This is a genomic window from Sorangium sp. So ce117 (assembly GCF_051524395.1).
Classification (GTDB): domain Bacteria; phylum Myxococcota_A; class Polyangia; order Polyangiales; family Polyangiaceae; genus Sorangium; species Sorangium cellulosum_B.
On sequence record NZ_CP150309.1, the window covers coordinates 11,042,618 to 11,055,887 of the forward strand.

Genomic DNA, 13,270 nt, shown 5'->3' on the forward strand with positions numbered 1-13,270 from the left:
TCATGCCGTCCAACAACACAACGCCTCCCCTTCATCCACTCCAGAAGCTCCTCCAGAGCCGCATCGTCATCATCGACGGGGCGATGGGGACGACCATCCGCACCTACGGGATGAAGGAAGCGGACATCCGGGGCGAGCGATTCGCGGATTCGAAGAAAGACCTGCTGAACAACGGCGATCTGTTCTCGCTCACGCAGCCGGAGATGATCTGCGACATCCACCGGCGCTTCCTCGAGGCCGGCGCCGACATCATCGAGACGAACACCTTCGGCGCGACAAGCATCACCCAGAGCGAGTTCTTCGTGGACGACCCGCGCGAGCACGGCGGGCGGAAGGACCCGGCCTTCTATCAAGGGATCATCGACGACCCGTTCCTCAACGATCTCGCCTGGGAGATCAACGAGCAGTCCGCGCGGCAGTGCCGCGAATGGGCCGATCGCGTGGCGAACGCCGACGGGCGGCAGCGGTTCGTCGCGGGCGCCATCGGCCCGCTCACCGTCTCCCTGTCCAACTCCCCGGACGCCGACGACCCCGGCTTCCGCGTCATGACGTTCGATCAGGTGAAGCAAGCCTACGTCCACCAGATCCGCGCCTTGATCGCCGGCGGCTCCGACGTGCTGCTGGTCGAGACCATCTTCGACTCGCTCAACGCGAAGGCCGCGCTCGTCGCCATTCGAGAGGTGTTCGACAAGGACGGCAAGACCCTGCCGGTGATGATCTCGGCGGCGGTCGGGCGCGGCGGAGAGACGATGATCTCCGCGCAGACGGTCGAGGCGTTCTGGAACGCGGTGAAGCACGTGAACCCGCTCGCCATCGGGCTGAACTGCTCGCTCGGCCCGGACCTGATGTATCCGTTCCTGTCCGACCTCTCGGAGAAGTCCAGCGCCGCGATCTCCTGCTACCCGAACGCCGGCCTGCCCAACCCGCTCTCCCCCACGGGCTTCGATCTGGAGCCGCCGGACATGGCGCGCCACATCGGCGGCTTCGCGGACGCGGGCCTGCTCAACATCGCCGGCGGCTGCTGCGGCAACACGCCCGAGCACATCGCGGCCATCGCCAGGGCGCTCGCCGGCAAGCCCCCGCGCGCCCTCGACCCGAAGCCCCCCGCGGAGGTCCCGCCCGGCGGCGCGCCCTCGTCCGGCGCGCCGATTCCCCTGCGCCTGTCCGGCTCGCAGCCGTTCACGCAGCAGCCCGGCGTCTACATGATCCTGGGCGAGCGCACCAACGTCGCCGGATCGCCGAAGTTCGCGAAGCTCATCAAGGAAGGGAAGTTCGAAGAAGCGGTGAGCGTGGCGCGCCAGCAGGTCGAGAACGGCGCCAACGTCATCGATATCTGCATGGACGAGGGCATGATCGACGGCGTCGCCGCGATGACGCGCTTCCTGCTGCTCCTGGCCAGCGAGCCCGAGGTGGCGAAGGTCCCGTTCATGGTGGACTCGTCGAAATGGGAGGTCATCGAGGCGGGCCTCAGGTGCATGCAGGGCAAGGGCATCGTGAACTCCATCTCGCTCAAGGAGGGCGAGGCGAAGTTCCGCGAGAGCGCGAGGACCGTCCTCAAGTACGGCGCCGCCGTCGTCGTCATGGCCTTCGACGAGCAGGGGCAGGCCGCCACCTACGAGGACAAGATCCGGATCTGCAAGCGCGCGTACGACATCCTCGTCGACGAGGTGGGGTTTCCTCCCGAGGACATCATCTTCGATCCGAACATCCTCACGGTCGCCACCGGCATGGAGGAGCACAACAATTACGCCGTCGACTTCATCGAGGCCACCCGCTGGATCAAGGCCAACCTGCCGCACGCCAAGGTCAGCGGCGGCGTGTCGAACATCTCGTTCAGCTTTCGCGGCAACAACCGGGTGCGCGAGGCCATGCACTCGGCGTTCCTCTACCATGCCATCCGGGCCGGCATGGACATGGGCATCGTCAACGCGGGCATGCTCGAGGTGTACGAGGAGATCGAGCCGGAGCTCCGCGAGCTCGTCGAGGACGTCCTGCTCAACCGGCGTCCGGACGCGACGGAGCGGCTCGTCGACTTCGGCGAAGCGCTGAAGGCCAAGAGCGCCGGCGCCGCCGCGACCGAGAAGAAAGAAGAGGAGTGGCGCAAAGGCACCGTCGAGGAGCGGCTGTCGCACGCGCTGGTCAAGGGCATCGACACGTACATCGATATCGACACCGAGGACGCGCGCGCCAAGCTCGGCCGCCCGCTCTCCGTGATCGAGGGCCCGCTGATGGATGGAATGAGCGTCGTCGGAGATCTCTTCGGCGCCGGCAAGATGTTCCTGCCGCAGGTGGTGAAATCCGCGCGCGTGATGAAGAAGGCCGTCGCGTACCTCACGCCGTTCATGGAGGAGGAGAAGGCGGCGATGGCCGCCGCTGGGCAGGAGGTGAAGACGCAGGGGAAGATCGTCCTCGCCACGGTGAAGGGCGATGTCCACGACATCGGCAAGAACATCGTGGGCGTCGTGCTCGCCTGCAACAATTACGAGGTGATCGACATGGGCGTCATGGTCCCGTGCGAGAAGATCCTCGAGCGCGCCAAGCAGGAGAAGGCGGATCTGATCGGCCTGAGCGGGCTGATCACGCCGTCGCTCGACGAGATGATCCACGTCGCCCGCGAGATGGAGCGGCAGAACTTCAAGCTGCCGCTCCTGATCGGCGGGGCGACGACCAGCAAGGCGCACACCGCCGTGAAGGTGGCCCCGCATTACAGCGAGCCGGTCGTGCATGTGGTCGACGCGAGCCGCGCCGTGCCCGTCACGACGAGCCTCCTGAGCGAGGAGGGCAAGGCGGCGTTCGTCGCCCAGCACCGCGCCGAGTACGAGAAGCTCCGGCGGCTCCACGCGGCGCCGAAGCACAAGCTCGTCTCCCTCGAGGCCGCGCGCGCGAACCGGACGCGGATCGAATGGCGCGCCGAGGATGTGCCGGTGCCCGAGTTCACCGGCGCGCGCGTGCTCGAGGACTTCCCGCTCGCCACCTTGCGCGAGTACATCGACTGGACGCCGTTCTTCCACACGTGGGAGCTGAAGGGCGTCTATCCGCGGATCCTGGAGCACGAGAAGTACGGCGAGCAAGCGCGCCAGCTCTTCTCCGAGGCGAACGCGCTGCTCGACACGATCATCGAGAAGAAGCTGCTCACGGCGCGCGGCGTGTATGGCTTCTTCGCCGCGAGCGCCGTGGGCGACGACGTGGAGGTGTACACGGACGGGACCCGCACGACGGTGCTCGATCGGTTTCACTTCCTGCGCCAGCAGACGGCGAAGGAGAACGGCGAGCCGAACCGGTCGCTCGCGGATTTCATCGCGCCCAGGGAGACCGGCCTCCGGGACCACATCGCCGGCTTCGCGGTCACCTCCGGGATCGGCCTGAAGGAGCTGTGCGGGCGGTTCAGGGCGGTGCACGACGACTACAACGCCATCATGGCCGAGGCGATCGCCGATCGTCTGGCCGAGGCGTTCGCCGAGTGCCTGCACAAGCGGGTGCGCGACGAGTGGGGTTATGGCCGGCAGGAGGACCTGACCAAGGCCGAGCTCATCGAGGAGAAGTACCGCGGCATCCGGCCCGCGGCGGGGTACCCCGCGTGCCCGGATCACACCGAGAAAGGCACGCTCTGGCGGCTGCTCGACGTCGAGAAGAGCACCGGCATCCAGATCACCGAGTCGTTCGCGATGTGGCCCGGATCGAGCGTGAGCGGCCTGTATTTCGCGCACCCGGAGGCCCGGTACTTCAGCCTGGGAAAGATCGATCGCGACCAGGTGGTCGACTACCACGCGCGCAAGGGCATGACCGTCGCGGAGGTCGAGCGCTGGCTCGGCCCGAACCTCAACTACGACGCTTCCAACTAGCGGAAATCCCGCCAGAAACACCGGTCGATCGCGAGCGGCCGCCGGAAACAGTAGTGATATTGATAGCTTCCGCCTGTCTCGCCGCCGACGGCGGCTCCGGTGTGGCCCAACGGAGCGCCCTCGGCCGCCGCATCGCCCGCGGTTAAGGGCCCGCGGCATCAGCGGTCCCACCGTACAGCGACGCTGCACGCGCTGGTTACCATAGAGAACCTTACGCGATCTGCATCCCGTCTGGGGGGTGACACTGTATCAAAAATTATCCATACATTTAAGGGGCCGCGTTCGCTCCACAGCCTGCGGGCTCCTGGAGCCACGTATGCTCGACGCTGCCACCATCGCCCTCCGCCTCGAGCACCCAGCATCGAGGTGCTCGCCGAGCCGGACGAATCACCCACGCTCTACTCTGCACGCCTGCTCCTCGACCGCATCCGCTTCCTATGCCGCGCAATCTGCGCCTACCGCTCAGCCGCCCTCCGCGTGCTTGAAGTGCCCCGTCGCGAAGACCTCCCCTTGTGACGCGCGGGCCATACCCCTCGGCACGGCGTGCCCCTCCATCTCCACGCAAGAGTCCTCGGGAGCGACGTCATGGGAATGCGCCGGAGCTCGAGCGCGTGCCGCGGAGGGCTCGTCCTGAAGAGGCACATCGAAGCCTCGAGCTCCATCGCCGCCGGGAGCGGGATGGCGACCATCGCGCGGAAGAGCACGTGCGCCTTGCACCGGCTGCTCGATGAGCCGAGAGACAGCGTCTGAGCGCCGGGAGAGTCCGACGCTGTGGTCGAGGCAGTATATCAGACGCTGTACGCTCCGGCGCCCGCGGGCGTCGCGTTCAGGCGGAGACTCCCTTGCGCGCGACCGCCGCGAAAGGCAGCAGCACTTCCGCCTCGCCCAGGACGTCCCGGATCGCATTCACCGCGGCAGAGTGGGCCGGATCGCGTGGGTCGAAGAGCCCGGGATGTGCCACGATCAGCGTGCCGAAAGAGGCAACCGGGAACGCCGCCGAGGGGCTAGGGAACGCGGTCGGCAGCGGAGGATACGCCGCGCTGAGGTACGTCATCCAACCGACCCCCGGCGCCCCGTCGGAGAAGAGCGAGATCGGCTCTGCAGGCTGCGATTCGGTTCCGGCGTGTCCCCATTCGGGCTGGAAGACAGCGACGGCCACCCGAAGCATGTTTTCGAGCGCGGCCGGGCCCGTCTTCGGGTCGAGAGCGGCCGCGCTCACCTGGAGGTCGAGTCGGTTCGGGGCGAACACCGGGCCGATGTCGAGTGGCTCGATCCCGACCGACATCGACAGGAGGGCGACGCGCGCGCCGTCGCGCTCGACCACAAAACGCGGCGTGTACGAGGTGCGTTGCTCCTGTCCGCTCTTCCAGAGCACCGTCGCCCGGAGCAGCGCCTCCGTGCAGGACCACGCCGATTCCGAGCTCCCGGCGTCGCCGGTACGCGGCCTCCCGCGCGCGTCGGCGGCCCGGCAGCCCGCCAGATCGGGATGCACACCGGCGAGCGCCGTGAGGAAAAGGAACGTCTTGTAGCCGAGCCGTTCGGGGGAGTCGCCCCGCCCCGACCAGAAGATGCGAACGTGGTACTTGCCGATCATGAGGAGCCGCTTATCCATAGAGGCGCATCACAATGTCATCGAGCTTGGCTTTCACGTGAGCCACCACGTCCCCGTGCGATGCCATGGAGATGTGCGCCGCGCCTGAAGGCGCATCTCCGTGCTGTACTGACCAGGATTCCACGAATCTGTTCGACAGGAGCTCGTCCGGCGGATTGGCGCTCTTCTCGGAGACTGTCCCGTCTCCGCGCGATGCCTGGCCGGTCCAGCTCTCTGCGTTCGTGCGGAACGAGGGGAACAGGATCGCGGCGATGGAGCTCGCGATGAGCTGCCAGTAGACGACATTGGAGTCGTCGTTCGACACCACCTTGAGAGGCAAGAGAAGGCCACCGGCGTCCACCGGATAGGTCTGGCAGTAGATGTTGAACGTGCGCGGGTGCATGTAGAGTCTCGGGCAGCTCGCGTCCCGCTCTTCCGCCCTCTCCCGCTCCCTCCTTCGTAGGAACGCAGCTTCGTTCAGGTGGCGGCGGTGACGGAAGCGGAGGCCCCAGGGCGGGGCGAGCGCCATGATGCCAGGCGCGAAGCGCTGCACGAGGGGATCGACGAGCTCCACGAGAAGATCGAGGCTGGTCCTGGCCTTGCGTGCCTTCGGGCTTTCCGTGAGCGAGTCGTCGAAGCGGTACGCGAGCGCAAGGTTATAGGCGCAGACGGCGCGTAGGCTCACGCGATCGAGGAGCCCTGTGTAGATGTCGTCATAAAGCCTTTCTCTGTTGCGACCATCGAGGAACGCCGCCTCACCACGCTCGACGACATCGATGGCAAAATCAACGGCCGCTTCGACACCATCGATTCGCAGCGCTCGCTGCGCTAGCGTATCGATATTACGGTCGGCGCGGCCGGATGTGTGGTCCGCCGCGAGGGCATTGCCGATCTGGTGCCGCAGCGCGGCGCTCGTGCCCCTCGCGGCGGCGCTGAAGCCGGAGGACGAAGCGACGGCCGCGTGAAGGAGCTCCGGCAGGACCAGCATGTACCCGGTCGGCGGGTAGCCGGTGGTGAGCGGGTCGAAATAGAGCCAGTGCGGATCCTTGCGGCAATAGGTGGAGTTCGGCATCAACTGGTAGAGCGACGGCATCTGGCGGACGAAATAGAGCATCGCCTCGCGAGACAGCCATTTCCCCGCCCCGAGGCACAGGACCGGGTACAGGTCGCCGACGAGGTTGCGCAGGGAACGGGGCCCTTGGCCCGCGGCGAGCCCGGCGGCGAGCCCGACGACGCCATGACCGATGTCCACGGCGTTCGCCATGATGGTCGCGGCATCGCCGTCGATCAGTGCGTCCTTCAAGTTCTTCGCGTACACCGCCTGGATCCCGTTCTTGAGCTGCAGATACGCCGCGGGGACGCCGAGCGTTGGGCTCCCGATGAGAAACACCGCCGCGATCTTCGATTCGCCCGCGAGCACCCGCGAGTAGTACCGTGCGACCAGCCCGCCCATGCCGTGGGCCACGATCACCACCTGCCGCTCGCGCGTCTCGGCGAGCGCCTCGTCGACGATGGCCGCGAGCCTGAGCGCAGACTTGGCGTTGTCCTGTCGGAAGTCGTATCCCGCGCAGTAGACGCGCGGGGAGAAGCCCCGTTCCAGAGCTTCGCCAGCCGCCTCGCCGAGCTCGTCGAGCAACCTGCCATAGAAGTCGGGGATGAGCGTGTGACGATGCCGGACGAGGTCGGGTCCAGGTGGCTCGTCCACTGGAGGCCTGTGCGTTCGGAGGACCACCTCTTCGAGGTGCCTTTGGTGGCTCTCCTCGTCTGCCACCACGTCCTCCTCCGTCGCATCAGCCGGCTCGAGCGCCGCGGAGACCTGCTGGAGCGTCTCGAAATCGACGCTGAAGGTGCCTCTGCTTCGCCCGAAGGGCGCGCCCAGAGGGTTCCAGGCGAGCTCTCCGGAGACGGGATCCCGGAGGCGGGTCCCGAACAGATCGGGCACCACCACGATGGGGAGATAGCGGTTCGGCACGTGCAGCCGGTCACGGCTGTCCTTGCCGGCATATCCGATGCGGGGTAGCTGGCTCATTTAACTCCCGTAGATATCCTGGATCTCTTCATGGACCTCGCGGTCAAGGCTGTCCGAAAGCTCCATCTCGCTGTCGGCCCGGAACTGTCGCACAGCCTCCCTGGAGACGTCGTCGAGCGCCTGCTCCGCTTCTGTGCCGCCGCTCGCCGCGCCGGCGCTCGGCTCTTCCGGGAGGTCGGTCGAGGGCGCATATCCGAGGTTGGCGAGGCGCATTAAGGCCCCCCTCGTGGTCATGGCGTCCGGCATCGGATCGCCGAGGTGAAGGAGCCAGTGAAGCGAGCCTCTCTCGGCCGGAAAATAGTCCGAGTATTCCGGTCGCTCGTTGGCGAACAGGCTGATGCTCGCGGTCTTCGCCGCCTTCGGCACATGGAAAGCGGCGACGCCGCTCGCGTCGGTGACCCTCTCGATCACCTTCTCGCCCACGACGATGCGACAGACGGTGTTCTGGATCGGGGTGCCGCCGTCTCTACGCTGCATGTAGGAGAACGCGAGCTGGATCTCCGCTGTCTGGAGCCGATCCGCGCTCCCCCCCGGCGCCGTTACGGTGCCGCTCGTGGCGCCCGAGCGCAGCTTGATGACGGGGCTCACGATCTCGGCTTGCGCGTTGCCGGTCAGCGCCGCGCTGGCATGGTCGAGCGCGAGCTTCGCCGAGCCGGTCTCGAGGTGGATGACGTCCGAGAAGAGGCGCGCTTCGTCGGCGTTCAGCTTGAATACCTTCGGGGGCGGGGGTGGGCTCGGGCGGGACGAAGCGGCGCGCACGAGCTGCACCGTGTCGCTCCCGGCGACGGTCACCGTCGGCGCGGCGATCGTGATGGAGTCCTTGGTGAGGACGATCGAGCTCGCACCGCACTCCAGGCGAATCGTCGAGGGCGAGGCGTCGCCTTGATCCTGCCCGACCACGAGGTCGCCTGCCTTGACGACGATCTTGTCGGTGGCCGTGAGGTACGAGCTGCCTTGCACGAAGGTGATCGCATTGCTCTTGTCCGTGGTGCCAGCGCCTCCGACCTGGGTGATCGCGTCCTTGTGAACCGACAGGTTGTAATCGCCCTCCACCACCGCGAGCGCGTCCGCGCCCACCCGCTGGATCGAGAGCCCGCCGACGTTTCGTGCGTCGTGCCCGCCGACGTTCACCGTCTCGTTCACGTTCACCCGCGCCGTGCGGCTGCCCTTCACCACGGAGGTGTCCGCCCCGCCAAGCGTCGTCGACCGGTCGCCCTGGACCGTGGCTCGCTCGTCGCCTCCGACCGTGACCTGCCGCGCGTCGCCCACGAGCACCGTCTGTTTGCCGGCCACGTTGAGCACGTGAGCGTCGTTCACCACCTGATCGAGATCCTTCTCCGCGTGCATGTAGATGCGCTCGCTGCCCTTCGCGTCCTCGAACGAGATCTCGTTGAACCCGCCGCCGCCCGGCGAGCTCTGCGTGCGGATCCCGCTCCGGGTCATACGCTCCGGCAACGGCTCGGGCGTGGGGTGGGTGGCGTTGTAGAGGGCGCCGACCACGACCGGCCGATCCGGATCGCCGCCGATGTACGCGACGAGCACTTCCATGCCGACTCGCGGCAAGAACTGGAAGCCGAAGCCCGCGCCCGCCCATGCTTGCGCGACACGTATCCACGCCGAGCTGTGCTCGTCCCATTTGCCGTCACGGTCCCAGTGGAATTGGACCTTCACGCGCCCGTATTTGTCGAGGTAGATCTCCTGCCCGCTGCCGCCAGTTTGCTTGCTCGGGCCGACCACCGTGGCGCTCTCGGTCGTGGTGAGCATCACCCGCTTGGGGCGCGGCGGCCGATACGGCACGTCGATAGGCACACACTCGAAGCGGTTTTGGTAGGTCGGCGGTGTCGAGATCGGGTTCGAGAGCGCGCGCCGGAGCAGGTCGCGCACGGCGGATTGCGAGAGGCGCTCACCCCGCTCAAGGGCCTCCTGGAAGGCCTCGGCGCAGCCGGCGACGAGCGCATCCGCGCTCCCGGGTGCGGGGGACGACGCTGCGGCATTGGGCAGATAGCTCTCGTGACGGATCCGCACGATCGCGAACGAGCCGTGCGCGACCGGGACCGCCGTGGCGTTCCGGAGCGCGATCGTGCCGCCGGCGACGAGCCGGTCGTTGAGGCTACGCGCAGACGACACCTCGACCCGCGCACGGTATTGCTCTCGATGGACCTGCGCGGTCTCGGCGTCGACGTTGGGCTTGTCGAGATCGCCGTGGTGCCAGTACCCCTCGAGCGGCAATCCGGCGCCGTTGTGGCGGGCGCTGTCGTCCCCGTCGGCCTTGGCCAAGGCGAGGAGCGGGCGGCGGAAGTCGTAGTCGCGCACCTCGGCACGCATCGGCGCGACCGAGGCGTTCGAAGTGAACCCTTGGATGCCGGACCGATCCGGGACCGCGCCCTCGATGCTGAGCAGGGTCAGCCCCACGGCGGGCTCTAGATACGAGGCCTGGTCGACGAACACGAGGATCTCGCCGGTGCCGTCGAGCCCACCGGCGCCAGCGCCGATCGTCCTCGGCGAGTCGTCCTCGTCGTCGCGCTCCTTCGACTTCGCCAGATCGGTAAGCGCGAGGCCAATCTGGCCAGCCGCCTTCACCACGGAGCCGCCGCCGATCATGCTGGCGAACTTCGATGCCCCCTCGGCGATATTCAATGCCATTTCCCAACGCCGCTTGGCCCTGCTCGTCCCGCGCTCCTGCTCTGGTTCATCGGGCTCCCAGTCGTCCTGCGGGTGCTCGAAGAAGAAGAGCACGCCCTCCTCGGCGAAGACGCGGGTCACGAACTCGTAGTCGGTCTCTTCGTATTGCGTGCAGTAGAGCCGCTTGCGGTAGCTGTTGCGCAAATCCCAGCGGTGCCGGATGCGGTAACGCACGAGCACCTCGCCGACGATCTCGTCGAGGTACTTATCCTGAAAGATGCGCGTGTTTTTGCGATGGTTCAGGAGCCACATGCGAGGGACGAGCCGCAGCCGGACCGTCAGCGGGAACGGCTCCGATTCGCGGATCCCCTCCACCGTCGCCTCTGCGACGATCGCCGTGCGCCAGAGTCCCTCTTCGCCCAGCCGGAAGCGCACGCTCTCCCCCGCGAGCGCGCGTTCGACGGAGAGCGCGAGGGGCGAGCCCAGGGCGTCCTCGATCTCCGCCATCGGCGCCGAGATCACCACCGAGAACCAGAACAAGGAGGAGATCGCCTCCTCGCCGACGCAGGACAGCGGTGTCCAGCTCACTTGGGCGAGGAGTCCTGAGGTGACGCTCAGCTGGTCCATGCGATGTCCGGCCGCGCAGCCGCGGGATTGGAAGGAGGCCTCGTGATCGAGCCGAGACCGGTCGACTCCGTGGAGGAGGGCTGCTCGCCGTCGGGCATCGACCTTGGTCGTTTGTCGTTGGTCGTTCGCAACGGGCGTGCCAGCGAGCCTCGACCCCGCCCCAGCCAGGAGCATCGCTCCGATGGACGCTCGGGTGACATGTCGCGTGACATGTCGCGTGACATGTCGCGTGACAGATCACCCGTCTGGCGGACCGGGCGCCGCGGGGGGCAATCCTCCAGCGTTCGCAGCGTTCGGCGCACCTCCGCGATGGCATATCGAATGCACTGGCTTCCCATCGCGATGACGGGATCGGAACCGTCGAGCTTCCTGGAGGAACCAACAGATGTTGATCAAATCATCATTGTTCCCAGCAACGCCATCCGAGAGGGGCGCTGCATCGGCGCTGAAGCGCTGTCCGCGGCAGGGGGCTGTGCTGGCTCTCGCGATGGTCGCCCTGAGCGCTGGAGGGTGCGGAGACAACGCGACCTCTCTCGCGACGCCCGAGTTCGAGGGGAGCGGGGGTGGCAGCGGCGGTGATGCCGGCGGGGCCGGGGGGGGCGGGGGGGGCGGGGGGGGGCGGGGGGGGGCGGGGGGAGCGTCGATCCCGCCGGCGGTGGGGGCATCGACCCTGCCGCCGGCGGGGCCGGAGGCGGAGACATCGACCCTGTCGGCGACTGCGCACCTGGGTTCGCGGAGTGCGACGGCGATCTGGCGACCGCTTGCGAGGTCGATCTGCGGAGCGACCCGAATCACTGCGGAGCGTGCCATGCGGCGTGTGATATTCCGCATGCGGTCGCCACGTGTGACGCGCGCGCGTGCGTCTTCGCGGAGTGCCGTCCGGGCTTCCGCGATCTCGACGGCTCGCCGGCGAACGGCTGCGAGTGCACCGAAAGCAGCGGGACCGACCTGCCGGACGACGGCTTCACCGACGAGAACTGCGATGGGATCGACGGCACCGAGGCCGACGCCGTCTTCGTTGCGACGTCCGGGGACGACGCGAACCCGGGGACGAAAGAGGCGCCCAAGGCGACCGTAGCCGGCGGGATTGCGGCAGCCAAGGATACCGGGAAGGCCCAGGTCTACATTTCCGAGGGCACCTACGTGGGCGGCGTGACCCTGGAGAATGGCATCTCGCTCTATGGCGGCTACTCGCAGGCGAACGGGTGGTCCAGGTCGGACGCCTACGTCGCGACCCTCCAGTCGGGGACAGTTGCCTCGGGGCGCGTCATCGCAGTGCAGGGGAACAACATCACAGCTCCGACGACGATCGACCACATGGCCATCGAAGCGCTCGGGTCATCGCGCGCTGGCGTGTCGATCTATGCCATGTATTGCAACGGGTGCAGCGGGGTCGAGCTCAAGAACAGCAGGCTTCAGGCGGGCGCTGCCGGGCAGGGTGCGGCGGGCTCGGGCGGGGCTCCGGGACCGGGCGGCGGAAATGGAGACCCGGGCGGGCTGGGAGATTGCGGACGTGTTGGCGATGAGTCGGGCGCTCAGGGCGGACTGGGCGGAACCTCTTCCTGTGGGGGGAGGGGCGGTCGTGGCGGCAATGGCGGGGATGATGGCCCAAACAATGGGCAAACGGGGGTCTCTGGCTCGGGAGGGACACCGGGCGGGGCCGGAGGCGCATATGGAAGTACCGGCCGCCCCGGCGATCGAGGCCGTGACGGGACATCTGGCGCCAATGGCGTGAACGGCACGGGCGGCAGCGGGGCCATCGTTATTGATAGCTTCTGGAGGGGGAATGACGGGGCCGCCGGGTCAATGGGCCAACTCGGTAACTCGGGCGGCGGCGGTGGCGGCGGCGGCGGCGAGGACGACGGCGCTTTCGTCCGAGAAGGTCCAGGGAACGGCGGCGGCGGGGGTGGCGCGGGCGGGTGCGGAGCGATGGGGGGGACCGGCGGTAGGGCAGGAGGTGGTTCATTCGGTCTGTTCCTCGTGAACTCCACAGGAATCGTGCTCCTCGGGAACACCATCACGAGCGGCGACGGCGGCAGCGGGGGCGCGGGCGGCACCGGCGGCACAGGCGGCGCGGGCGGCACCGGCGGCACAGGCGGCGCCGCCTGCACGGGAGACGTGGGCGCGGGCGGCACAGGCGGCGTCGGTGGGCGTGGCGGCAACGGCGGCCACGGAGGCGGCGGAGCCGGCGGCGAATCGTGGGCAATCTACCGCTCCGGCACGACGGTCTCGACCGCTGGCAACTCCCTGCATCATGGGAGCGGCGGCACGGGCGGGTCCTCTCTCGGCAACCCCGGCGCGAGGGGGGCGTCAGGCGATCTGTTCTGATCCGCTGCAGAAGGGGCACTGCGAGTTCTTGCCCGGGAGCGGATCCTGGGTGATCATGGTGCTGTAACGCGCTCACACGGACTCGGAGGGCTGATGTGTCGATGGCGCGCCGGCCGCCTCCGGGCACCGCCGTTCCCGGTCGCCATCGGCAGGACGCGGAGAGGGGGCGCCACGCGATGAGCGTCGATCGGGGAGCGACCAACAGGAGAGCGTGGCGGCCCGCGGCGCTCA

7 protein-coding genes are annotated in these 13,270 nt (G+C 67.9%); 4 read left to right on the plus strand and 3 right to left on the minus strand.

The window, feature by feature from the left end:
- Positions 1-2 precede the first annotated feature (2 nt).
- Together metH and WMF46_RS41455 are read left to right on the plus strand one after the other, a co-directional pair.
- Complete coding sequence (gene metH, locus WMF46_RS41450) at positions 3-3,842, plus strand: methionine synthase (protein ID WP_437982273.1); 3,840 nt, start codon at positions 3-5, stop codon at positions 3,840-3,842.
- 585 nt (positions 3,843-4,427) lie between these two features.
- Positions 4,428-4,592, plus strand: coding sequence for a hypothetical protein (locus WMF46_RS41455; RefSeq protein WP_437982274.1), 165 nt, complete (start codon positions 4,428-4,430; stop codon positions 4,590-4,592).
- A gap of 76 nt (positions 4,593-4,668) precedes the next feature.
- Here WMF46_RS41455 and WMF46_RS41460 read toward each other — a convergent pair whose 3' ends face one another.
- Together WMF46_RS41460 and WMF46_RS41465 are read right to left on the minus strand one after the other, a co-directional pair.
- Positions 4,669-5,454 carry an Imm52 family immunity protein gene (locus WMF46_RS41460; RefSeq protein WP_437982275.1) on the minus strand — a complete coding sequence of 262 codons (786 nt, stop codon included), beginning with the start codon at positions 5,452-5,454 and terminating at the stop codon, positions 4,669-4,671.
- Positions 5,447-7,069, minus strand: coding sequence for an esterase/lipase family protein (locus tag WMF46_RS41465; RefSeq protein WP_437982276.1), 1,623 nt, complete (start codon positions 7,067-7,069; stop codon positions 5,447-5,449). Before WMF46_RS41465 ends, WMF46_RS41460 begins: the two co-directional genes overlap by 8 nt.
- A 33-nt stretch (positions 7,070-7,102) precedes the next feature.
- Between WMF46_RS41465 and WMF46_RS41470 the strand changes: the two genes are divergently transcribed.
- A complete protein-coding gene (locus WMF46_RS41470) occupies positions 7,103-7,453 on the plus strand; it encodes a hypothetical protein (protein WP_437982277.1) in 351 nt (116 codons plus the stop codon).
- Between the two features lie 9 nt (positions 7,454-7,462).
- Here the strand turns inward: WMF46_RS41470 and WMF46_RS41475 are convergent, their stop codons facing one another.
- Complete coding sequence (locus tag WMF46_RS41475; protein ID WP_437982278.1) at positions 7,463-10,711, minus strand: type VI secretion system Vgr family protein; 3,249 nt, start codon at positions 10,709-10,711, stop codon at positions 7,463-7,465.
- Between the two features lie 1,806 nt (positions 10,712-12,517).
- Here WMF46_RS41475 and WMF46_RS41480 point away from each other — a divergent pair.
- Positions 12,518-13,039, plus strand: coding sequence for a hypothetical protein (locus WMF46_RS41480; RefSeq protein WP_437982279.1), 522 nt, complete (start codon positions 12,518-12,520; stop codon positions 13,037-13,039).
- Positions 13,040-13,270 lie beyond the last annotated feature (231 nt).